Annotated in this window: 18 protein-coding genes, 1 tRNA gene and 1 pseudogene; 7 read left to right on the top strand and 13 right to left on the bottom strand. The window is 66.0% G+C overall.

Annotated elements, in window-relative coordinates; translation table 11 throughout:
* Nucleotides 1-14: 14 nt before the first annotated feature.
* The 7 genes from infB to U4Z64_RS31060 all read right to left on the bottom strand — a co-directional run bounded on the left by infB (nucleotide 15) and on the right by U4Z64_RS31060 (nucleotide 10,616).
* Nucleotides 15-2,936, bottom strand: a complete 2,922-nt coding sequence (infB, locus tag U4Z64_RS31090) for a translation initiation factor IF-2 (protein WP_257774130.1) — start codon at nucleotides 2,934-2,936, stop codon at nucleotides 15-17.
* A gap of 91 nt (nucleotides 2,937-3,027) precedes the next feature.
* Nucleotides 3,028-4,503: a transcription termination factor NusA gene (gene nusA, locus U4Z64_RS31085; RefSeq protein ID WP_044846033.1), complete on the bottom strand. Its 1,476-nt coding sequence runs from the start codon at nucleotides 4,501-4,503 to the stop codon at nucleotides 3,028-3,030.
* Nucleotides 4,503-4,961 carry a ribosome maturation factor RimP gene (rimP, locus tag U4Z64_RS31080; protein ID WP_014897219.1) on the bottom strand — a complete coding sequence of 153 codons (459 nt, stop codon included), beginning with the start codon at nucleotides 4,959-4,961 and terminating at the stop codon, nucleotides 4,503-4,505. The genes nusA and rimP overlap by 1 nt, the downstream gene beginning before the upstream one ends.
* 418 nt (nucleotides 4,962-5,379) lie before the next feature.
* Nucleotides 5,380-7,089 carry a 23S rRNA pseudouridine(2605) synthase RluB gene (rluB, locus tag U4Z64_RS31075; protein ID WP_321802183.1) on the bottom strand — a complete coding sequence of 570 codons (1,710 nt, stop codon included), beginning with the start codon at nucleotides 7,087-7,089 and terminating at the stop codon, nucleotides 5,380-5,382.
* 60 nt (nucleotides 7,090-7,149) lie between these two features.
* Nucleotides 7,150-8,172, bottom strand: coding sequence for an SMC-Scp complex subunit ScpB (scpB, locus tag U4Z64_RS31070; protein ID WP_321821966.1), 1,023 nt, complete (start codon nucleotides 8,170-8,172; stop codon nucleotides 7,150-7,152).
* 272 nt (nucleotides 8,173-8,444) lie between these two features.
* Nucleotides 8,445-9,647: a pyridoxal phosphate-dependent aminotransferase gene (locus U4Z64_RS31065; protein WP_321821965.1), complete on the bottom strand. Its 1,203-nt coding sequence runs from the start codon at nucleotides 9,645-9,647 to the stop codon at nucleotides 8,445-8,447.
* Between the two features lie 66 nt (nucleotides 9,648-9,713).
* On the bottom strand, nucleotides 9,714-10,616 hold the full coding sequence (locus U4Z64_RS31060; RefSeq protein WP_124488898.1) for a LysR family transcriptional regulator: 903 nt from the start codon (nucleotides 10,614-10,616) through the stop codon (nucleotides 9,714-9,716).
* Nucleotides 10,617-11,046: 430 nt separating this feature from the next.
* Between U4Z64_RS31060 and U4Z64_RS31055 the strand changes: the two are divergent.
* A pseudogene (locus U4Z64_RS31055) lies at nucleotides 11,047-11,442 on the top strand (transposase); the annotation flags it as partial.
* A gap of 202 nt (nucleotides 11,443-11,644) precedes the next feature.
* The gene (locus U4Z64_RS31050; RefSeq protein WP_321821964.1) at nucleotides 11,645-11,896 is read left to right on the top strand and encodes a hypothetical protein; all 252 of its coding nucleotides are present in this window, start codon (nucleotides 11,645-11,647) and stop codon (nucleotides 11,894-11,896) included.
* A 181-nt stretch (nucleotides 11,897-12,077) separates the two neighbouring features.
* On the opposite strand, the gene U4Z64_RS31045 is transcribed toward U4Z64_RS31050, so the two are convergent.
* Nucleotides 12,078-12,395 (bottom strand): hypothetical protein, encoded by a 318-nt coding sequence (locus U4Z64_RS31045; protein ID WP_044846039.1) that lies wholly within the window; start codon nucleotides 12,393-12,395, stop codon nucleotides 12,078-12,080.
* A 157-nt stretch (nucleotides 12,396-12,552) separates the two neighbouring features.
* Here U4Z64_RS31045 and U4Z64_RS31040 point away from each other — a divergent pair, with 157 nt between their 5' ends.
* From U4Z64_RS31040 to U4Z64_RS31030, 3 genes are all read left to right on the top strand, one after another.
* On the top strand, nucleotides 12,553-13,269 hold the full coding sequence (locus tag U4Z64_RS31040; RefSeq protein ID WP_321821984.1) for a YdcF family protein: 717 nt from the start codon (nucleotides 12,553-12,555) through the stop codon (nucleotides 13,267-13,269).
* Between the two features lie 223 nt (nucleotides 13,270-13,492).
* Nucleotides 13,493-13,771 carry a hypothetical protein gene (locus tag U4Z64_RS31035; RefSeq protein ID WP_059608570.1) on the top strand — a complete coding sequence of 93 codons (279 nt, stop codon included), beginning with the start codon at nucleotides 13,493-13,495 and terminating at the stop codon, nucleotides 13,769-13,771.
* Nucleotides 13,772-13,907: 136 nt separating this feature from the next.
* Entirely contained in the window at nucleotides 13,908-14,165 is a 258-nt protein-coding gene (locus U4Z64_RS31030; protein WP_006486090.1) for a hypothetical protein, read from the top strand.
* A gap of 711 nt (nucleotides 14,166-14,876) precedes the next feature.
* On the opposite strand, the gene bamC is transcribed toward U4Z64_RS31030, so the two are convergent.
* From bamC to U4Z64_RS31015, 3 genes are all read right to left on the bottom strand, one after another.
* A complete protein-coding gene (bamC, locus tag U4Z64_RS31025) occupies nucleotides 14,877-16,085 on the bottom strand; it encodes an outer membrane protein assembly factor BamC (protein ID WP_044846042.1) in 1,209 nt (402 codons plus the stop codon).
* A gap of 140 nt (nucleotides 16,086-16,225) precedes the next feature.
* Nucleotides 16,226-16,302: transfer RNA gene (locus U4Z64_RS31020), tRNA-Pro, on the bottom strand.
* A 173-nt stretch (nucleotides 16,303-16,475) separates the two neighbouring features.
* Nucleotides 16,476-17,189: a methyltransferase domain-containing protein gene (locus tag U4Z64_RS31015; protein ID WP_321802180.1), complete on the bottom strand. Its 714-nt coding sequence runs from the start codon at nucleotides 17,187-17,189 to the stop codon at nucleotides 16,476-16,478.
* Nucleotides 17,190-17,536: 347 nt separating this feature from the next.
* Between U4Z64_RS31015 and U4Z64_RS31010 the strand changes: the two genes are divergently transcribed.
* Both U4Z64_RS31010 and U4Z64_RS31005 read left to right on the top strand, forming a co-directional pair.
* On the top strand, nucleotides 17,537-18,397 hold the full coding sequence (locus U4Z64_RS31010) for a tyrosine-protein phosphatase (protein ID WP_321821983.1): 861 nt from the start codon (nucleotides 17,537-17,539) through the stop codon (nucleotides 18,395-18,397).
* A 356-nt stretch (nucleotides 18,398-18,753) separates the two neighbouring features.
* Nucleotides 18,754-20,964, top strand: a complete 2,211-nt coding sequence (locus U4Z64_RS31005) for a hypothetical protein (RefSeq protein WP_321821963.1) — start codon at nucleotides 18,754-18,756, stop codon at nucleotides 20,962-20,964.
* 82 nt (nucleotides 20,965-21,046) lie between these two features.
* Here the strand turns inward: U4Z64_RS31005 and U4Z64_RS31000 are convergent, their stop codons facing one another.
* The gene (locus tag U4Z64_RS31000) at nucleotides 21,047-21,460 is read right to left on the bottom strand and encodes a MerR family transcriptional regulator (RefSeq protein WP_321812187.1); all 414 of its coding nucleotides are present in this window, start codon (nucleotides 21,458-21,460) and stop codon (nucleotides 21,047-21,049) included.
* 61 nt (nucleotides 21,461-21,521) lie between these two features.
* The gene (locus tag U4Z64_RS30995) at nucleotides 21,522-21,908 is read right to left on the bottom strand and encodes an integration host factor subunit alpha (RefSeq protein ID WP_006486093.1); all 387 of its coding nucleotides are present in this window, start codon (nucleotides 21,906-21,908) and stop codon (nucleotides 21,522-21,524) included.

Here is a 21,908-nt window from a genome sequence, read left to right as displayed (position 1 = left end):
CCGATACGCGACGATTACAGCGTCCGTGCGACTTCGGTCACTTCGAAGACTTCGAACTGGTCGCCTTCGATGATGTCGTTGAAGTTCTTCACCGACATACCGCACTCGAAGCCTTGCTTGACTTCCTTCACGTCGTCCTTGAAGCGCTTCAGCGATTCGAGTTCGCCCGTGAAGATCACGACGTTGTTGCGCAGCACGCGAACCGACGACGAGCGCTTGACGATACCGTCGGTGACCATACAGCCGGCAACCGTACCGACCTTCGGCACCTTGAACACCTGGCGCACCTCGACCATGCCGGTCACGACTTCGCGCTTCTCCGGCGCCAGCATGCCCGACATCGCGGCCTTCACCTCATCCACTGCGTCGTAGATGATGTTGTAGTAGCGGATGTCGATACCGTTCGCTTCGGCCAGCTTGCGCGCCTGTGCATCCGCACGCGTATTGAAGCCGATGATGACCGCCTTCGATGCCGTTGCCAGGTTGACGTCGTTCTCGCTGATGCCGCCCACCGCGCTGTGCACGATCTGCACGCGCACTTCGTCGGTCGACAGCTTGAGCAGCGACTGCACGAGCGCTTCCTGCGAGCCCTGCACGTCTGCCTTGATGATGAGCGGCAGGTTCTGCACTTCGCCTTCGCCCATCTGCTCGAGCATGCTTTCCAGCTTCGCGGCCTGCTGCTTCGCCAGCTTGACGTCGCGGAACTTGCCCTGACGGAACAGCGCGATTTCGCGCGCCTTGCGCTCGTCCGGCAGCACGATCACTTCCTCGCCTGCACCCGGCACTTCCGACAGACCCTGGATTTCGACCGGGATCGACGGGCCGGCTTCCTTCGTCGGCTTGCCGTTCTCGTCGAGCATCGCACGCACGCGGCCGTAAGCCGTGCCTGCGAGCACGATGTCGCCGCGATTCAGCGTACCCGACTGCACCAGGATCGTCGCGACCGGGCCCTTGCCCTTGTCCAGCTTCGCTTCGATCACGATGCCCTTCGCCGGCGCCTCGACCGGTGCCTTCAGTTCCAGCACTTCGGCCTGCAGCAGCACGTTCTCGAGCAGGTCGTCGATACCGGCGCCCGTCTTGGCCGACACCGGCACGAACGGCGAATCGCCACCGTATTCTTCCGGCACGACGCCTTCCGCGACCAGTTCCTGCTTGACGCGGTCCGGGTTCGCTTCCGGCTTGTCGATCTTGTTGATCGCCACGACGATCGGCACGCCACCCGCCTTCGCGTGCGCGATGGCTTCCTTCGTCTGCGGCATCACGCCGTCGTCGGCAGCCACCACCAGCACCACGATGTCGGTCGCCTTCGCGCCGCGTGCACGCATTGCCGTGAACGCTTCGTGACCCGGCGTATCGAGGAACGTGATGACGCCGCGCGGCGTTTCGACGTGGTATGCGCCGATGTGCTGCGTAATGCCGCCCGCTTCGCCCGCTGCAACCTTCGCGCGGCGGATGTGGTCGAGCAGCGAGGTCTTGCCGTGGTCGACGTGACCCATCACGGTGACGACCGGCGGACGCGGCAGCTGTTCCGCATCGGTACCGGTCTCGCCTTCGACCAGCAGTGCTTCCGGATCGTCCAGCTTCGCGGCAACCGCGCGGTGGCCCAGTTCCTCGACGACGATCATCGCCGTTTCCTGGTCCAGCACCTGGTTGATCGTGACCATCTGGCCCATCTTCATCATCACCTTGATGACTTCGGAGGCCTTGATCGACATCTTGTGCGCGAGATCGGCAACCGAGATGGTTTCCGGCACGTGCACTTCACGCACGATCGGTTCGGTCGGTGCCTGGAACGTCGATGCGCTGTCCTGGTGACGGCCGCGACCCTTCGGGCCGCCGCGCCAGCCGCGGTCGACGCCGCCGCTCGAATCGCCGCGCGTCTTGATGCCGCGGCGCTTCGCTGCGTCGTCCTGCCAGCCGCCCTTGCCGCCGCCCGGCTTCTTGTTGCGGTCGCCCGCGCCTGCCGGTGCCGTCGTGGCCGCCGGCGCTGCACCGGCCGGCTTCTTCACGGCCGGGCGTGCTTGCGCAGCTGCGCCCGCCGGCTTTGCCGGCTTGTGCAGCGTGCCCTTCGCTTCGGCCGGCTTCGGCGGTTCCACCGGCTTCGGCGGCTCGACTGCCTTGACCACGGCCTTGCGCGGCGTGTTCATCATTTCGCGGATCGCGCGTGCTTCGGCTTCTGCCGCCGCGCGACGCTTGCTGATCTCTTCCTGCTCGGCGCGCGCCTTGTCCGCCGCCTCGCGGGCAGCATCCTCGGCCTTCTTCGCCGCTTCGCGCTGGGCCGCACGTTCGGCGGCCGCGCGTGCTTCATCCTGCGCGGACTGCGCACCGGCTGCTTCCTGCTGAGCCTCGGCGGCCTGCTGGGCAGCCGCCTGCTGTGCCGCTGCGGCTTCGGCCGCGGCACGCTTCGCCGCCGCTTCTTCCTCGGCACGGCGGCGCTCGGCTTCGGCCGCTTCCTCACGGGCACGGCGCTCGGCTTCCTCGCGCTCGAGGCGCTCCTGACGCTCGCGCAGTTCCTGCGCCTGCTTCTCGAGCAGCTCGGCCTCGCGGCGCGCTTCTTCCTCGCGACGCTTCAGTTCCGCATCGTCGTCCGCTTCGGCGACCTGCGCCTGACCCTGTTCCGCACCCTCGGCCACGTCGTCGCGCTTGACGAACGTACGCTTCTTGCGGACCTCGACCTGAATGGTGCGAGCCTTGCCCGTCGCGTCAGATTGCTTGATCTCCGACGTATGCTTGCGGGTCAGCGTGATCTTGCGCTTGTCGCCGTCGGTTGCGCCGTGTGACTTGCGCAAATGATCGAGCAGACGCGCCTTGTCCGCTTCGGACAGCGCATCGTCTTCACTCGCTTTCTGGACGCCCGCTGCCTGCAGCTGTTCGAGCAGCACACCAGCAGGCATTTTCAGTTCCGCGGCAAATTGGGCTACGTTGTTACTCGCCATTCATTCCTCTTAGTGCAAGGACCGATTCCTTGCGGTTAGCATCGGGTCAGGCCATACGGCCGCCATCAAATCAGTGCGCCATGGTCATTTCTCACTGGAACCAGTGTTCACGTGCTTTCATGATCAACGCCTTAGCGGCATCCTCTTCCATCCCGGTCATATCGACCAGTTCATCCACGGCCAGCTCGGCGACATCGTCGCGCGTCTGCATGCCGTGTTCGGCCAGCTTCGCGAGCAACTCCGGCGTGATGCCGTCGAGGCCCTTCAAATCCAGCGCTGCATTTTCAACCTTTTCTTCGTTCGCGATCGCCATCGTCAACAGAGCGTCGCGTGCGCGGTTGCGCAGTTCGTGCACGGTGTCCTCGTCGAACGCCTCGATTTCGAGCATTTCGTTGAGCGGCACGTACGCGATCTCTTCGAGGCTCGTGAAGCCTTCGTCGATCAGGATGTCGGCAACTTCTTCGTCGACGTCGAGACGCGCCATGAACAGCGAACGCAGTCGGTCGCGCTCTTCACCCTGCTTCAGGGCGGATTCGTCCGGCGTCATGATGTTGATCTGCCAGCCGGTCAGTTCGCTGGCAAGGCGAACGTTCTGACCGCTGCGGCCGATCGCGACAGCCAGCTCGTTCTCGTCGACGACGACGTCCATCGAGTGCTTTTCTTCATCGACGACGATCGACTGGACGGCTGCCGGCGCGAGCGCGCCGATCACGAACTGGGCGGGATCCTCGGACCATAGCACGATGTCGATGTTTTCGCCACCGAGCTCGTTGCGCACGGCCTGCACGCGGGAGCCGCGGATGCCGACGCAGGTGCCGATCGGATCGATCCGCTTGTCGTAGGCGATCACGCCGATCTTCGCGCGCACGCCCGGATCGCGAGCGGCTGCCTTGATCTCGAGCAGGCCCTGCTCGATTTCCGGCACTTCCATCTCGAACAGCTTCATCAGGAACTCGGGCGCCGTGCGCGAGAGTTCGATCTGCGGGCCGCGCGCGGTGCGGTCGACCTTCGCGATGTAGGCACGCACGCGGTCGCCCACGCGCAGGTTTTCCTTCGGGATCAGCTGGTCGCGGCGCAGCAGCGCTTCGACACGGCCCGATTCGACGATGAAGTTGCCCTTGTCGAGGCGCTTCACCGTGCCGGTCATGATCTTTTCGCCGCGCTCGAGGTAGTCGTTCAGGATCTGCTCGCGTTCGGCATCGCGCACCTTCTGCAGGATCACCTGCTTCGCGGCCTGCGCGCCGATACGGCCGAACTCGATCGACGGCACCGGCTCCTCGATGAATTCGCCGACTTCGACGTCGGGCTTCTGCTCACGTGCTTCGAACAGCAGGATCTCGCGATCCGGCTCCTGCAAGCCTGCCTCGTCGGGCACGACGAGCCAGCGACGGAAGGTTTCGTGCTCGCCGCTTTCGCGATCGATATGGACGCGGATTTCGGCGCCTTCGTCGAACAGCTTCTTGGAAGCGGAAGCGAGCGCGGCCTCGAGGGCGCCCAGCACCACATCCTTGTCGACGTTTTTCTCGCGCGCCAGCGCATCCACCAGCATCAACACTTCGCGACTCATTATTTGCGGCTCCTAAAGTCAACTTGCGGAATCAGGCGGGCTTTGTCGATATCGGCCAGCGTGAAATCCAGCATGGCTGCCTCGCCCTTCTTCCTCTCAAATTCCAAACCGATCGTTTCGCCATTCGGCGCGTGCAGAATGCCCCGGTACGTCTTGCGCCCGTCCAGCGGCTTTTTCAAGGTCACGGAAACTTCGCTGCCGGCGAAGCGCTCGAAGTCGGCCAGCTTCTTCAACGGGCGGTCGAGCCCCGGGGACGAGACTTCGAGCCGTTCGTAATCGATGTTTTCGACCGTCAAGACGTGCTGGAGCTGACGCGTGACCTTTTCGCAATCTTCGAGCGAGATGCCGGCAGGCTGATCGATGTAGATGCAAAGCATGCCGCGCCCGGTGCGCTCGAGATCCACCAGCTCGTAGCCGAGCCCGGTGACCGTGGTTTCTATCAGTTCCGTCAGTTGCACAGTGTCCTCTCAGGTGTTCGCGCCCGCCGCTCGCGATTCACCCGCGGGCGCGCGCCTTAGCCGGCGCAGGAAGCGCTACCCGAGATGCCTAACCGTTTCAGCAAAAAAAAATGGGCGGAACGCCCATCTTCTTACTGGTGGTCGCACCTGAGCCGCACATTGAATCCGTACGCCCAGCGACTCCGCGATTATAGCGATTTTTGGCGCAAACGCCAAGCCAGCCGGTAAAAGCAGCGTCCAGCCCGCCTTTACCGACCAAAAATGCGAAACCGGACTGTCCGACCAGGCGGCACAATCCGGCAGCGCGATATATATACAGTCAAAAGCAAACCACGCAGGGCGAGGTGCCGACCCAACCGGACTCATGCCGATTTCGCCGGCACACCGGCGGCTTCATGCCGCCGGACGCCGCAAACGCTCAGCGGCCCCGCGAGCGATTGCGCTGCGGACGCTGACCGCCGCGCGCACCGCCGCCGCCGTTGCCGGCGCCTTCGGCGCGATTGCCGTTGGGATTGCGGTTGCCGCCCTTGCCGCCGCCGCGCTTGCCGCCAGCGCCTTCACGCTTGGGGCCCGCGCCATACGACGCACGATTGCCGTCGACATCGCGACCGCCACCCGAGCGGTTGCCATAACCCGACGGCGAAACCGGCAAGCTGCCGTAACCGCTCAGGCCGGGCAGGCCCGGGGCGCCGCGCCGGCCGCCACCGCGACGCGGCTGGTCGAGCTGACCATGCGTCGTCAGCACCGGCTCGCGGCCGATGAAGCCCATCGACGTCTGCATCGGATCCGGCTGGCGGCGCTCGGCCTGCCCGCCACCACCGCGCTTGCCCTTTTCCTCGGACGGCGCCTTCAGGCCGACAGTCGCCATCAGCTTGCGCACCTGCGCCTCGTCGAGCTCTTCCCAGCGACCGCGCTTCAGGCCGCGCGGCAGCGGGATCGGACCGTGACGCGTACGGATCAGGCGGCTCACCATCAGGCCGGCCGCCTCGAACATCCGGCGCACTTCGCGGTTGCGGCCTTCGGCCAGCGCAACGTGATACCAGTGGTTCGTGCCTTCGCCGCCGCCGTCGCGGATGCGCAGGAAGTTCGCCGGGCCGTCATCGAGCTCGACGCCATGCAGCAGTTTCTGCCGCATCCCTTCGGACAGTTCGCCGACGACGCGCACCGCGTACTCGCGTTCGACGCTGTAGCGCGGATGCATGAAGCGGTTCGCGAGATCGCCCGACGTCGTCAGCATCAGCAGGCCTTCGGTGTTGAAGTCGAGACGGCCCACCGCGAGCCATTTCGCCGTCTTCATCGGCGGCAGGCGGTCGAACACCGACGGACGACCTTCCGGGTCCGCGTGGCTGACGATCTCGCCGGTCGGCTTGTGGTACAGCAGCACGCGCGGCGGCTTGTTCGGCAGCTTGCGCTTGACCGGCTTGCCGTTGATGCGGACCTGGTCGGTCGGCATGATGCGCTGGCCGATATGCGCGGGCTCACCGTTCACCGACACGCGGCCGGCGACGATCAGCTCTTCCATTTCGCGGCGCGAACCCATGCCGGCTTCCGCGAGCACCTTGTGGAGCTTCGGCGCGTCGTCGTCCGGAGACAGCACGCGCTTGTTCGCCGGCTGGCTGCGGCCGCGACGCAGCATCGGCGCACGTACGCCGCTGCCGCCCGCCGAATTGTCCGCGTCGAATGCCGGCGACGTCACATAGGCGAACAGATCGTCCTGCGACGCTGCGTCGCCTTCGGCCTTCGCCGCGCCGCCCTCGGCCTTCGCCGAACCGCCGCGTCGCCCCTGGCCGCCTTGCCCGCCCTGGGCACCCTTGGCTGCGCCTTCGCGCTTGCCGGCCGGCTTGCGGCCACCCTTGGCCGCACCTTCCTTGCGCGGCGCGCGTGCGGGCTGCGCTTCCGCCGCGTCGGCCGGCTGCGCTTCCGCGCCCTCGACGCCCTGCGACTCGCCATCGCCCTTCGACTTGGCTGCCGCGCGGCGACGCGCGATCAGGCTGCGCGGGCCGCGCCGCAGGCCGCGGCGGGGACGCTCGTCACCACCCGCGGCCGGAGCGTCCTGCTCCGGCGCATCGTCGGCACGCGCGGCCTGCACGGCAGGCGCGGACGATTCAATATCGTGGATATCAGTCAAAACAACCTCAAAATGTCAGGTCTCGCGCCCGACTCGGGCGCGGCAAGAAGTCGGCCGCGATCAGGCGCGGCGCTGTTCGGGTTCTGCTTCGTCGTCCGGCAGCGCGTCGGCGCCGATGGGCGCACTGGCACTGCGTACGGCGTCGGCGAGGCTGTCGGACGTATCGTCCAGCAACTCGCCGTCCGCGGGACGGGAGCGTGAGGCGTCGGCCTGGCCAGCCTCGCCCGGCATGTCGCCGGCCGCTTCCGCTCCGTCTCCGGCAACCGCGTCGGCAGCCGGCTTGCGATCTTCCTCGTTCCACACCGCGTGCAGCGGCTCGGGCTGCCCGCCGGCCGGCGCTGCTTCGGCGCCGCCCTGTTCGCTCTGAACGCGATCCGCTTCCAGCGTATCGCGGTTCGGCATTTCCTGCGTCGGCGCGCCTTCCGTTGCGGCGTCGCCCGGCAATTCATCCGGCTGAACGCGCGGCTCGTCGGCCGCCGCTTCGCCGGCTTCCGGCACCGCGTCCGCCGCCGGCGCATCGCCGTCGAAGTCCATCGCCTGCTGCGCGAGCAGCGCGGCTTCGATGTTCGCCGCCGGCTCCTCGAGCGCCGGCAGGTCGTCGAGCGCCTTCAGGCCGAGATCGTCGAGGAACTGCTTGGTCGTCGCGTACAGCGCCGGGCGGCCCGGCACGTCGCGATGCCCGATCACCTCGATCCAGCCGCGATCCTCGAGCTGCTTGACCACCTGCGTATTGACCGTGACGCCGCGAATCTCTTCGATGTCGCCACGCGTGACGGGTTGCCGATACGCAATGATCGCGAGCGTCTCGAGCACCGCACGCGAATATTTCGGCGGCTTCTCGGGATGCAGTCGGTCCAGGTAATGGCGCATCGCCGGCTTGCTCTGGAAGCGCCATCCGGTTGCCAGCGCCACCAGTTCGACACCGCGGCCGGACCAATCCTGTTTCAGATCTTCGAGCAACGTGCGGACCGTGTCAGCCGACACGCCGTCGGCAAAGAGCTTGCGCAAATCGCCGAGCTTCAGCGGTTCCTGCGCGCAGATCAAAGCAGTCTCGAGGACGATCTTCGCCTCTTGGGTATTCATGCAGCTAGGCCAGACCCTGTGGTCAAACGAACCGGATCAACAAACAGACGAAAGGAACGGAAGACGCGCTCGCCCGATTCTGATCGGTCATATTGATGGGAGCACGAACCGGGGGCGGCGAACCAACTTCAAGCCAGGCCCAAACCGGACGGAACAGCACGGTTCAACGATGGAACCGCGTGACTGAGCGCCATCTTACGCAAAATTGCCCGGTGCGTAAAGATGAGCCGAAAGGCCCGCCGCCCGCACGCCGCACCCGCTCCGTCCCCGCTTCAACGCAGGCCTGCGCCGCGCGCGAGGAACGCCCGCAAGCGCTCGACGCCTGCCTCGAGCCGCACCGGATCGCACGCGTAGCACCAGCGCACAAACCCTTCCCCCTCCGGGCCGAACGCGCGGCCGGGCGCCAGCCCGAGCCCCGCCTCGCGCACCAGCGACTTGCAGAACACAAGACTGTCGCCCGCGCCCGGCAACCGCAGGAACAGGTACATCGCACCCGGCGGAGGCGGCACGTCGACGCCCGGCAACGTGCGCAGCGCGGCGACCAGGTGGTCACGCGCACCGCGCAGCGCCGCGACGAACGACTGCACGAACGGCTCGCCGTCACGCAGCGCGACTTCTCCCGCGGCCTGGATGAAACCCGGCGCGCACGACGTGTTGTACTCGACCAGCTTCGACAGATCGCCCATCACCGACGCCGGCGCGACCAGCCATCCGAGCCGCCAGCCCGTCATCGCCCAGGCCTTCGAGAACGAATTCACGACGATTACCCGCTCGTCGCGCGATGCGATGTCCAGGAACGACGGCGCGCCGTCCGTGCCGAACACGAGCCGTTCGTACACCTCGTCGGCGACCACCCAGATGCCGTGGCGCCGGCAATGCGCGAGCACGGCCTGCTGGTCGTCGCGGGACATCACCCAGCCGGTCGGATTGTTCGGCGAGTTGACGAACAGCATTCGCGTGCCGGGCGTCAGCGCCGCGAGCAGCCGGTCGACGTCGAGCCGCCAGCCCGCATCGCCATGGCGGAGCGACACGCACTCGACCTGTGCACCGAGGATCTTCGGGATCTCGACGAGATTCGGCCAGAGCGGCGTGACGGCGACGACGCGGTCGCCCGGGCCGACCAGCAACTGTGCGGCCAGCATCAGCGCGCTCACGCCCGAACTCGTCACGGCGATCGTATCGGCCGCCGTCGCACCGTGACGCGCACCAACATAGGTCGCAATCGCGTTGCGCAGCGGTACGGTGCCGAGGTTGTGCGTGTAGAAGGTCGCACCGTCGCGCAGTGCCGCGGCAGCCGCGTCGCGAATGAATGCGGGCGTCACGCGATCGGACTCGCCGAACCAGAACGGCAGCACGTCGGGTACGCCGAAGCCGGCGTTCGCCACTTCCCGGATCAGCGACGGACGCAGCGCCTGAACTGCGCTGCGCGCCGCCGGCTCGCCCGTCGCCGGGCCGACATCTGCGGAATGCGTCATCGAGAACCGCCACCGAGGAACACGATCCGCGTAGTGTACCGGCGTGCGCGCCCGATCCGCACCCTTTCAGTCGAGATCCTCCGCCCGCGCCGGCATCTGGCGCACGAGTTCCCAGATCGCCTGCGCGGCCGGCGACAGCGACCGGTCGCGGCGGCGCACCAGCTCGACGGTGCGCTCGGTACGCGGCGTCAGCGGCCGCGCGACCAGCGTCGATCCGGCCGGCAGCGGCAGCGACAGCCACGGCTGCACGCTCACCCCGACGCCGGCCTCGACGAGCCCGAACACCGTCGCCGAATGCCCGAGCTCCTGCATGACCGTCGCATTGACCCGATGGGCGGCCAGCGCGGCGTCGATCAGCGGCCGGCTTCCGGACGCATGGTCGAGCAGCACGAGACGCTCGCCGTCGAGCGCCGTCCACGGCACCTCGGCCCGCGCCGCGAGCGGATGATCGGCGCGCGCGACCAGGCAGAACGAGTCGGTCATCAACGGTTCGCACACGAGATCGGCAACGGCGAGCGGCCCGATGACGACGCCGAAATCGACTTCGCTCGACTTCACCTTGCGCAGGACGTCGCTCTGCACGTCGTCACGCAGGCCGAGCGTGACGAACGGGAACTGGCGCTCGCACGACGCGACGACGCGCGGCATCAGCCGGCACGCGATCGTCGGGCTCGCAGCGACGATCACGCGCCCCCGCCGCTGCTCGCCGATCTCGCGAATCTCGCGCAGCGTGTCGTCGAGATCGGCGATCAGGCGGGACACGCTCGCGATCAGGTTCGTCCCGACGTCGGTCAACTGCACGTCGCGCGTCGTCCGGTCGATCAGCTTCAGTCCGAGCTCGGTCTCGAGTTCGCGCACGCAACGGCTGACCGCGGACTGCGTGAGCCCGATCTCGTCGCCCGCGCGACTGAAGCTCCGGAGCCGCGCAACCTCGATGAATACGCGAAGCTGGCGCAGCGTAACGTTCATCCCCTCTCCTCATCAATCGTCGATACCGATGCGCGATTTTAATGCGCGCCATCGTCTTCGATGTGCGAATCCGGCACCGGCAGCACATGTTTCGCTGCGGTGCAATATCGACGCAAACGCACGTAGCGCGGGCGACTTGCACAAGATTGGTGATTGTCCTGATTTGCTGGCGGGTTATTTTGGCGTCTTATACGCCCCTAGCTGACTTAGCCGTCAGCCCGCTGCCAAGCGGCTCTCGCGGGAATCGCCTCAGACATGGCACACATCGTGCTTTATCTGACGTACAGGGCGCAGGTCGAGTCGGACAGAGGGCAGAAACGCCGCTGCCGGCCAACCGGAAGCCCCCACCCGGCACTCGACGCTCGAGTGCTTGAAGAGTGCGCGGCGCAGGGCAGCGCACCGGAGTTAGCTTCGCTGAGGTGAGGACATGATGCTGTTCGACGATTTGAGAGATAACGAGTGGGCGCTGGTCGAAGGTCTGTTTTGCTCGGAACCCGCACGCAGTGAACGGCGCGGCCGTCCCCGCGTCGAGGCCCGTTCGGTGGTAAACGCCGTGCTGTGGGTACTGTCGACGGGTGAAGGCTGGTCGAAGCTGCCGGGCCGCTATCCGTCGCCGCCGACCTGCCGCCGTCGCTTCGACGAATGGCAGGCAGACGGCACGCTCGCCGAAATCGTCAAGCGACTCGGCACCAGCGGCCGCCAGATCTCGCTGCGCGGGCGCATCGGGGCGAGCGCGACGAAGCCGCCTGCACCGCCGAGCCGCGACCGGCTGCGCGGCGCCTTCTGGACCAACCCGGAATCCTGGCGCGCCCCCGTGAAGATGGCGTAACGCATGCTCGATCGGGCGGCTTCGGCCGCCCGGTTTCTTTCAGTGCCACGCGCTTTTGCGCGGCGCTCGCGTCGCCGTCGATTGCGCCTGTCGTGCGGCGATACATCTATTTACGATTATTTACAGCAAGCCTGCACTCCCACGCTTACCTTAGCGAAATATCAACAGGCCGCGCCGGTGGCTTGAAGGGAGCCCCGCCATGAAACCAATGTCACTGCTCGTCGCATGCGGCATTGTCATTTCGCTGGCGCTGACCGCCCCCGCTCGCGCGGACGATCGCGCGAAGCCGCCTCACCGCCAGCAGGATCATAGGAACACCCTTCGCCAGCAACCGCCCGCCGCGCCGCCCAATCGGCAGACCGTGCCGCGCGGCGATTTGCGCGGCGACATCGCCAGCAACGCGCGCGCGCGCACTGGCTCGCAGCCGACCGACCTGCCGCGTCATCCGTAGTCCACAGGATTTCGTCAAAGAAAATTACCGGATTCGGGAACTGCCCGACATGCGACGAGTCACATTCGTTGCCATGAGCACAGCGTGGCAACAGCAAAAGTATCCGGTACGCCCGTATCCTCGCGATACGGGCTTTTTTTTGCGTCGCCGGTGGACGGCGCGCGAGAACGGGAGTGCGCCGCTACAGGCGGCTTTCGAGAATCGCCACGGCGCTCGCTTCGCTCAATGCGTAGTCGTCCATACGGCGATCGGTCCAGGAAAGCAGTTTCTCGTCACGCTCGAGGCGCGCGCATTCGGCACGACCGTTGTCGGTCAGCACCGCGATGTCGACCGGCGCATGGAAACCCGGTGCGGGAGCAACGGTCTTCTGCCTGACCGTGTCCATCAGCCCCAGCGACCGGAGATACTCGAACACGCCCGGGCGGCGCGCCCACGGTACCTGGCGGTACTGCACTCGTCTCAATGCGTCGAGCACCGCTTCGTTGGAATACGTGGTCATCTCGATTCTTTCTTAAAGTGCAGCGACAATGCGAAGCGGCGCGCCGGGCGGGAGCTCCGCCCGCCGATACCGCCACCGATTCTGGGGGCCGACGTTCGGCGTCGCGTCAGGGCCGGATCGTCAGCCGTCCATAAAAAGACACCATACCCCAATCAAATTGATTCTGTTCGATTCATTTGTACTTCTCTTCATCGGTTTCATGCTCTGCCGCAAGCGGCGGCGACTCATCGCGATCGCGAGCGTCGCGCTGTTCTGGCTGCTCGCGACAGGCTGGCTCGCCGCGCCGCTCATCGCGTGGACCGAAGCGGGCGTGACGCCGGTCGAGCGCCCCGACATGCATGGCCGGACCACGCTGATCATCATCGGCGCCGGCACGCGGCGCAGCGACACCGGCCTGCGACCGCCTCCCGACGGGGAAGCACGCATCCGCGAGACCGCGGCGCTCTACCGCACGTGCCGGCAGCAGGCTGCCCGCTGCACCGTGGTGATGTCGGGCGGCGACCCGCAACGTCACGGCGAAACCGAGGCGGCCGTCTACGGGCGCCGGCTGGTCGCGGCGGGTGTCGCTTCCAGCGACCTCGTCCTCGAGCCGAACAGCCGTACCACCTACGAAAATGCGAAATTCACTGCATCTATACTACGCTCACAACATGACGACACGCGCATTCTCGTCACGTCGTCCTATCAGATGCGCCGCGCATTGCTCGATTTCCGCCGCTTCGGCATCGATCCGCAACCCGTTTATGCGAACCGCCGGCGCGCGCAAACGGGCTGGCTGCCCCGCTGGCACAACCTCGAAGACGCGAATCAGGCATTGCACGAACTGATCGGCATCGCACAGTTCCACGTCTACCGATGGCTCGGCTGGTTTTGATTGCAACGCTTGCACCGGCGGCGAACGCGACGGTGCCGCCCCGGGATGGCATGCGCATGACGGAATGCACGAAGTGTTGCGCGACTTCAACGGGGCCTTGCGCTGTGCCTCGATCCGGTGCACATTGATCCGTCACTTTTGTTACACTCGACACGCACTCGATTGCAGTCGCCAGACAAAACGGCAACATTCGGGTTCATCACCACTTAGCGGAGGTAAAGCAATGAAGAAGACGTCCCTGGCTATTCTGGTCGCGATGTCGGCGCTGACTGGCGCAGCGTATGCGCAAGAGAGCACGCAAATCCAGACCATCACCGACCCGGCGAAGATCGCCGAGATCGAGCAGCGCGCACAGGCACTGCAACAGCAGCAAGCAGCCGAGGCTGCACAGCCGGCGGCGCAGGAAGAGCACCACGGCAAGAAGGCTGCTCACCACAAGGCAGCGAAGAAGGCTGGCAAGAAGGCCGCCAAGGCCGCTCCGGCAGACGCTGCCAGCCAGTAAGTTCGGCGGCACCGCACAAGCGAAAAGCCGAATCCGGGCAACCGGGTTCGGCTTTTTTGGTTGCGGCGCCTGCGCGCTGTGCTAAAGTCGCGCACCGAAATTTTCCACCCGTGCGCACCCCGGTGCGGAGGACAGCATGAGCAACATTCAACTCGACATCGAGTGGACCGAAGCAGCCACTCGCAAGATCAAGCAACTGATGCCGCGCGGCTCGGACGACGCCTTTCTCGCGCTGCCGCCGATCGAGTGCCTGCCGATGGAGGGCGACGTGCTTTTCCTCGGCCCGCAAGGCAAGCAGCAACCGTTCATCGTCGCCGAACGCCAGTATCACCACGACGGCGATGCCGACTGGACGATCATCCTGATCCTCGACGTACCCAGCGCGTCGCACTGACGCGTCGCGGCGGCCGGCAACGCGTCCGGCCGCACCGCCCTGCTCGCACGCGCTGCGACGGCACGCGAATCCCGGGCCGATCGAGCCGGTCCGCGTCCGTTTCGCAATTGAGCGGCGTGTGAGCGGAACGCTCGCACGCGGCCAACGCGACCTCGCCCTACCGGCGCTCGCCGGATGCGAACCGCGCCGCCCCCACTCCAATTGATTGCGAATCACCGAATCCCGCACAGGCCGGATCGGCGCCCTCGCATTGCGGCCCCACCAAAAAAATTGCCCGCGCTTCATACGAAGCGCGGGCGAAACCGTCGCCCTACGAGGATAGGCGACGGGGCCATCGGGACCCGCGCGCGGCGCGGATCATCATCGGTTGTGCCCGCGCTCGCAGCGCCGGCATCTGGGGACGTCGAAACCGTTGGTCGGGCGTTCGCGACGCCTGCCCGGTCTCTGGCACCACCCTCCCTGTCCTAACGATTCGAACTAATAAAGCAGTTTGCGTGCCAGGTGCATTTTCGAAAGCACAGCATTGATCCATAAGGATATTTTTCGGGACCATGACGATGTAACACCCGTTCCGCCGCCGTAACGCGCGGATGTTACGTAACGTCACAAGGCGGAGCAGCCGAACGTCCCGCACACGCCGACGTCACGGCGCGCGACCATAAAAAAAGCCCGCCGGGCGGCGGGCTTGTTCGACGAGCGGGATCGTCGCGATCAGCGCAGCTGATTCACGAGCAGCCCCATGATTTGCCGGGCCGGCGACGACGAATCGATCGCACCCGAATCGTCGACGACTGCCACACGCGTCTGGTCGGCCGTCAGCGCCTTCACGTTGACGCGATACTGCTTCGCCTGCTTTTCCTTCTTGCCATGGAACAGTTGGCTCCAGAAGCCCTGCTCGGCCGCGCTCAGATCCTTCGGATCGACATAACGCACGAAATACAGACCCTTCGTGCGATCGCGATCGTCGACCGTGAAGTTCGCGCGATCGAGTGCGAGGCCGACGTGCAGCCACGACCGGTCGTACGGCTCGCCGAGCGTGACTTCGGACGGCACCGCGCTCGTGTCGACGTCGTTCGCTTGCGACGACGTACGCGCGACGTTCTGCGCAGCGATCGCCGCGGCGGCCGCCTTCGACGCGTCGGTATCGGCCTTCTTGTCCTTCGGCACCGTGTTGTCGTTGATGTTCGCGACCGGCGGCTCGCCGTTCTTCGCACGCTGCTCGTTCTGCGCGAGCACCGCCATCAGCCGCTTCAGGTATTCCGTCTCGAGCGCCGGATCGTTCGGCTTCGCTTCCCACTTGCTCGAATCGTTGTTCGCGCCGGTGATCGCCTCGCGCATGCCCTTCTGGCTGACGAACACATAGGTGCCGCCGTTCGGCGCCGAATCGAGGCGCGTGCGGTACTTGTTGCGCTCGGCCGTCACGTACGAATTGCCCATCGCTTTCGAGATCACGCTGCGGATCAGGCCGTCGTTGATCTGCGGATGGGTCTCGTTCCAGTCGGTTTCCATCACGCCCTTGTCGCGCTGGTCGACGACGAGCAGGAAGCCCTGCTCCTGCCAGAAGCGGCGCACTTGCGGCCAGATGTCGGCGGGCTTCTTGCCGTCGATCACGAGCCAGCTCTCGGTGCCGTCGCGCTGGATATGCATGCCGGCCACGGCGGGCGCGACGGTATCCGTCGCGGGCGCCGTGTGCTGGACCTGCTGAAGCGCGGACAGGGAAGTCGCGCCGCCCTGCGGCGGCAGCGAACGCTGATCGGCCGTCTCGTCGAGCATGTTGGGCGGCACTGCGAGCGACGCTTCCTTCGATTTCGAATCGCTCTTGTAGTCCACTTTCGTGGGCGACGACGTACCGCAACCGGCGACGAGCGCGCCAGTGGCGAGCACTGCAGCGAACCGCATGGTAAGACGAAGATCAGTCATGTTCGGGGAATCCTCTTCCGCTAAATCACGGCGCTTTCCGTGGATCAACCTTGCATTTTACCGGGGCCGCGCCGGGATGTGCAAAAAAGCGACGGGCAAGAAAAAACCCGCGTCAGCCTGAGCTGACGCGGGTTCTTATCTGGTCGGGGCGAGAGGATTTGAACCTCCGACCACCTGCACCCCATGCAGGTACGCTACCAGGCTGCGCTACGCCCCGAAAGAAAAAAATTATAACAGAGAGTTGGCCGATTTAGAACGGGTCGCATGCATTTTGTGCATGTCCCTGCCGAAATTTTTTGTGGCGCACCGTGGCGTGACGGATTCGACACGAACGGCGACGCACATGACGCCCCGCCGGTCCGTCGTCCGTCCACACGATCCGCCTGACGCTCACGCGCTGCGCGCGACACAGATCACCGTGAGCCCCGCCAACCGGTTGAACCGGAACATCGGCAGCTCGGCGCGGCAGATCAGCTTGAGCAAACCATTGACTACCGGATGGTGTCGACGCAGTTGCGACGCGGGTTCGCGTGGCTGACGACGCGCTCGCTCGCTCAGTCGCAATGCCGCCGCGAGCGGAAACGTGAAGCCGAAGTAGTAAGCGCCGCGCTCGACCTCGAGCCCCGCACGGCGCGCGACGTCTTCGAGGCCGTCGAGCGTATACCTGCGCTTGTGTTCGAGAAAGTCGTCGTGCGCGCTCCAGAGGAACTGAAACGCGGGAACGGTGATCAGGAAGCGGCTGCCCTTCGGCACGCCGGCCACATATTGTGCAAGCAGCCCGACATCGTCATCGACGTGCTCGAGCACGTCCATCAGCAACACGAGATCGGCATCGAGCCGATTGACGGCGCGGCGAAAATGGACGGGCTTGCCTGCCGCCTCGCCGTCGGTATCGTCGGCGTAGCTCGTGTCGACACACCACGCTTCCGTCGCCTGCGTGCGCTCGAGCAAATGTTTCGAAAAGAAACCCGAGCCCGCGCCGACATCGAGTATCCGGTTCGCATCCGCCGCGCCCAGGAACCGGCGAATCGCGCTCGCCTTCGACGCGTAGTACCAGTGATCGCCGACGTCCGCTCCCAATACGTCGAGTTCCTTCAGATCCATGACGCCTCCCCCGTGTCGGCCACCATGCTTCGATCATCAAGCCACTGACGCCGATCTTACCGCGCCGCAGCCGTCGCACGCATCGCAAGTTGCGCGAATTGCACCGCGCCCGCATCGCGTCCTAGTCGAAAAGGACGATGGCCGTTTCGCCGCGGATCGCTACCGTGCGCTTACCCGGCGCGAGATCGACGCGCCCGGCGCATCGTCCGACTGCAGGCCGATCGAGATCGCAGATCTGCGCGTTGCCGCGCGGCGCGCCGGGCCGGCAGCGACTTCGATCGCAACGGCGGTCGCAACTTCCCGTGACAGTCTCCGACAAAGGTCAGTGAATGCATCAGAAAAACGAAATTTCCCGACGACACTTTCTCCGGCTGGGCGCCGGCACGTTCGGCATCGCGCTGGGAAGCGCGTCGTTTCTGTCCGCGTGCGGCGGCGATTCGATCGCGATCGCCCCCGTCACGACGCCCAGGCTCGCCTCGGTAGCGAATTTTCGCGATACCGCAGGACCGGACGGAACGGGCTATGCCACCCCGAGCGGCGCAGCGATGAAAAAAGGCGTGATCTACCGGTCGTCCGCGCTCACGTTGTCCGCGGCCGACGTCGCAACGGTCGATACGCTCGGCATCACGCAGGTGTGCGACCTGCGCACGACCTCCGAGATCCAAGCGCAGCCGGATGTACCGTTGGCGGGCGCCATTTGGCAGAACCTCAACGTGCTCGGCGCCGCCAATCTCGGCCCGCTGCCGACCAGCGGCGCGACGGCCACGGCCTTCATGATGAGCATGTATCGGGCGTTCGTGACGTCGGAAACCGCACGCACGAGCTACCACGCGTTGTTTGCCGGCTTCGCCTCATCCGGCGGCAATCTGGTCTTCCACTGCACGGCCGGCAAGGATCGCACCGGCTGGGCGACGGCCATCCTGCACACGATCCTCGGTGTCCGCCCGCAGACGATTCTCGCCGACTATCTGCTGACCAACGTCTACAGCGCGTCGGAAATCGCCGCCTATGTCGCGCAGGCGCAAAAGCGCGGCGGGCAGGATGCGGCCGACATGATGGCCGCGCTGCAAGGCGCGCAAGCCACCTATCTGCAGGCGGCGTTCGATCAGGTCGTCGCGTCGTATGGCTCGATGACGTCATACATCGAGAACGGCCTGCAGCTCGACGCGTCGACGCAGAATGCGATCCGGCAGCGCATGCTGGTCTGACCGACCGTGCAGGCGGCACTGGCGACAGCGCGGCTGTCATCGCACTGCCGCCGCGCCCGGATCGGACACGGCCTTCATCCGGCAAGTGACCCGGCGTCAACCCACGCCGACGCCGGGTTTGCCGATCCGACGCAATGCGCGCCGCCCGCCTCGACCGCAAAACCAAACGACCGTTTGATATCGCCGCCCCGACGCCGCGAATCCTTTGCCCTGTCGTGCGCCGACCGATGTTGCCCGCACGCCCGCTGTTTGGTAACGCCGCTCTAGCGCGCTATGCCACACTGCACGGCATCGACGACTGCGCCGCGCATCGATCGCGCGCCCTCGCCGGTCACGACAAGACATGGAGACAGACGATGCGGAATTCGGTCCGGCGCGGCCATCGCACGCCCTTGGCAAGTTTCGACTGGATGGCCGGCCTGCGACGCGCGGCCGCCCCGGTTTCACACGGCACCGCTCGCGCATTCGGCTGCGGTGCGCTTGCGCTCGCGCTGCTCTGCACCGGCTGCGCGGAACCGGCCGCGCAGCGCGACGGCAACGCGTCGGTCGCATCGACGAAGATCGAGCGCGCCAAAGCCGAACGCCTCGCTCACGAACAGCAGATCGCCCGCACGGTGCCGTCGCTCGCGTCGATCAACCTCACGCAGCCGCGCCCGTTCACGCTGCGCGACTCGGGCCAGAACGGCGCGATGACGTTCCTGCGCGACGTCGATTTCCGCATCGTCAACAACCTCGGCTTCTTCATCCATCAACTGTCCGCGACGCTCGTGCCGACGCAGGCCGGCGCCCCCATCGTGTTCGACGACCCGACGAGCTTCGAGATCGACGTACACGAAGGCGCGGTCACGCTCGACAACGCAAAGCTGACCGCGCTCTTCGACACTTACATCTTCGGTTACCGCAACGCGCCGCTGCGCAAGCTCGCCGTATCGGCCGGCGACGGTGTGATCCATCTTCAAGGCGAGATGCAGCGCGACGGCTGGGTGCCGTTCTCGCTGACCGGCACGCTCGCGATCCGCGACGGCAGCCAGCTCGTATTCCACCCGACCGGCGTGCGCGTGTCGGGCATCAACGCGCAGCCGGTCATGCGCGCGGCCAACGTGAAGATGGCCGATCTGCTGAAGGTGGAAACACCGATCGCGCGGCTCGCCGGCGACGACCTCGTGATGTCGGTCGACAAGCTGATGCCGCCGCCACGGCTGAAGATCCGGATCACCGCGCTGCGCGTAACACCGGCCGGCCTCGACCTGGCGCTCGACGACGGCTCGCACGCCGGCTTCGCGCTGCCCGCGAACGCGCCGCAACAGGCGATGTACATCCGCGGCGGCGACGTGAAATTCATGCGCTCGATGCCGATGAACGCCGACATCCTGATCGGCCCGGTCGATCCGACGAAGCGCGACCAGCACTTCGTGTTCGACCTGTACCACTATCGCGACCAGGTTTCGGCCGGCTATTTCAATTTCGACGAAAGCGGCGCGATGGCGATCCGGATGCCGTCGTACGCGGGCCCCGCGAGCGGCGCCGCGCTCGGCAATTCGGCCGCTCGCCTGAACGACAGCTTCCTCGCCGCGCAGCAGAATGCGTTGCGCGACTCGCGCCAGCACTGGGAAGCGTTTGCACTCGCGGCCAGCGCGCCGCAACCCGGCATGCAGAAAGTCGCGATGCGGCGCTCGTCGACCGCCCCGTTCAACGAACGGCACGTGTCGAACCGCAACCCGACGATCCACCTGCACAACGTCGACTTCAACCTGTCCGGCGACATCGGCTTCCATGTCGAGGATCTCGACGTGCAGCTGATCGCGAAACGCCCGGGCGAACCGGTCGATCTCGACGATCCGAACCAGTACGACATCCGCATTCTCGGCGGGACGGTCGTCGAATCGTGGAAGGCGATGTCGGCGCTCTTCAACAACTACCTGCTCGACTACTCGCCGCGCTCGCTGAACGACCTGCAGTTGAGTGCGGATGGCCAGGAATTGCGCGTCGAGGGCGGCATCAAGCTCTGGAATCACGTGCCCGGCGTGTGGCTGCCGACCGACATGAAGGGCACGCTGTCGGTGCTCGACGACCGGCACCTCGCGTTCAAGCCGGCGCAGGTATCGGTGCTCGGCATCCCGCAGGCGAAGCTGCTGCGCTCGCTCGGCATCGAGCTCGCGTCGCTGACGCCGCTGCAGCGCCGCGGCGCGGAGCTGCGCGGCGACACGCTCGTGCTCGACCAGTACACCGTGTTTCCGCCGCCGGTGCTGAACGGCAAACTCGGCCAGGCGACGGTCGAACGCGACGGGCTGCGCCTCACGTTCCGGCGTGCCGCCGACGCGCCCGCGACGAAGCGGCCGCAGATCGACGCGCCGAGCTACATGTGGATGGAAGGCGGCGACATGAAGATGTTCAACGTGCTCGAACTGAACGTGCGCGCGCTGATCCGGAACTCGGCCGAGGCCGGCCCGATGCGTTTCGACCTGTACGGCTACCGCAGCCAGGTCGCGCAGGGCTCGGTGCGGATGCTGCCGGACGGCACGCTGGTCGTCGACATGGGCAAGCCGAACCCGCTCGCGTCACGCTGACCCGCCGAGCGCGAGCCCGCGTCCATGAAAAAACCCGGCGGCGCATCGCCGACCGGGTTTTTTGTTGATTCGAGCGTTGCGCTCAGTCGTGTTTGAGTCCGTCGATCACGTCGAGGAGCGCCTGCCGCAACGCGACCACGTCGACCGTTGCACCCGGCTTGCCCGATACTCGCACGTCGCCGGCCGGCACATCGGGCTCGGCCGGCGCCGCGGCAGCGCGCTCGCCGCCCGGCGAATCGAGCCGGTTGCGCGCCCCGTTGATCGTGAACCCCTGTTCGTACAGCAACTCGCGAATCCGCCGGATCAGCAGCACTTCGTGGTGCTGATAGTATCGGCGATTGCCACGCCGCTTCACCGGCCGCAACTGCGTGAATTCCTGTTCCCAATAACGCAGCACGTGCGGCTTGACCCCGCACAGTTCGCTGACTTCACCGATCGTGAAATAGCGCTTCGCGGGAATCGGAGGCAAGACGACTTTCTCAACCGTAGTGGTCATCGTCGGTTAACCGTCGGTAAAGAATGCGCGGCGGCCGCGCGGAGACTTCGGCGCGCGGGCGTTACTCCGCGCCGTTTTCGACCAGCGCCTTCAGCTTCTGGCTCGCGTGGAAGGTTACCACCCGGCGGGCCGCGATCGGAATCGCCTCGCCCGTCTTCGGGTTGCGGCCCGGACGCTGCGGCTTGTCGCGCAGCTGGAAGTTGCCGAACCCCGACAGCTTGACGCTTTCGCCGTTTTCGAGCGCGTCGCGGATCACTTCGAAAAACGCCTCGACCATGTCCTTCGCTTCACGCTTGTTCAGCCCGACGCTGTCGAACAGCAGCTCCGCCAGCTCCGCTTTCGTCAGCGTCGGCGTCTCGGTGGACGCCGGCGCCGAAGCGTCGCGGTTCATGGCGCTGCGTTGCGCCGTCAGGAGGGCTTCGAATTCACTCGAGGTCATGTCGTTCAT

Origin of the sequence: Burkholderia sp. BCC1996 (assembly GCF_905339955.1) — a bacterium.
Classification (GTDB): domain Bacteria; phylum Pseudomonadota; class Gammaproteobacteria; order Burkholderiales; family Burkholderiaceae; genus Burkholderia.
This window is presented reverse-complemented; position numbering and strand designations above follow the sequence as displayed.

Coding starts and splice junctions, on each gene's coding strand:
- bamC (WP_044846042.1), bottom strand. CDS start 16,085: ATGACTGATCTTCGTCTTACCATGCGGTTCGCTGCAGTGCTCGCCACT.
- U4Z64_RS31050 (WP_321821964.1), top strand. CDS start 11,645: ATGAAACCAATGTCACTGCTCGTCGCATGCGGCATTGTCATTTCGCTG.
- infB (WP_257774130.1), bottom strand. CDS start 2,936: ATGGCGAGTAACAACGTAGCCCAATTTGCCGCGGAACTGAAAATGCCT.
- U4Z64_RS31000 (WP_321812187.1), bottom strand. CDS start 21,460: ATGACCACTACGGTTGAGAAAGTCGTCTTGCCTCCGATTCCCGCGAAG.
- U4Z64_RS31060 (WP_124488898.1), bottom strand. CDS start 10,616: ATGAACGTTACGCTGCGCCAGCTTCGCGTATTCATCGAGGTTGCGCGG.
- U4Z64_RS31045 (WP_044846039.1), bottom strand. CDS start 12,395: ATGACCACGTATTCCAACGAAGCGGTGCTCGACGCATTGAGACGAGTG.
- U4Z64_RS30995 (WP_006486093.1), bottom strand. CDS start 21,908: ATGAACGACATGACCTCGAGTGAATTCGAAGCCCTCCTGACGGCGCAA.
- U4Z64_RS31035 (WP_059608570.1), top strand. CDS start 13,493: ATGAAGAAGACGTCCCTGGCTATTCTGGTCGCGATGTCGGCGCTGACT.
- U4Z64_RS31015 (WP_321802180.1), bottom strand. CDS start 17,189: ATGGATCTGAAGGAACTCGACGTATTGGGAGCGGACGTCGGCGATCAC.
- U4Z64_RS31065 (WP_321821965.1), bottom strand. CDS start 9,647: ATGACGCATTCCGCAGATGTCGGCCCGGCGACGGGCGAGCCGGCGGCG.
- U4Z64_RS31005 (WP_321821963.1), top strand. CDS start 18,754: ATGCGGAATTCGGTCCGGCGCGGCCATCGCACGCCCTTGGCAAGTTTC.
- scpB (WP_321821966.1), bottom strand. CDS start 8,172: ATGAATACCCAAGAGGCGAAGATCGTCCTCGAGACTGCTTTGATCTGC.
- nusA (WP_044846033.1), bottom strand. CDS start 4,503: ATGAGTCGCGAAGTGTTGATGCTGGTGGATGCGCTGGCGCGCGAGAAA.
- U4Z64_RS31030 (WP_006486090.1), top strand. CDS start 13,908: ATGAGCAACATTCAACTCGACATCGAGTGGACCGAAGCAGCCACTCGC.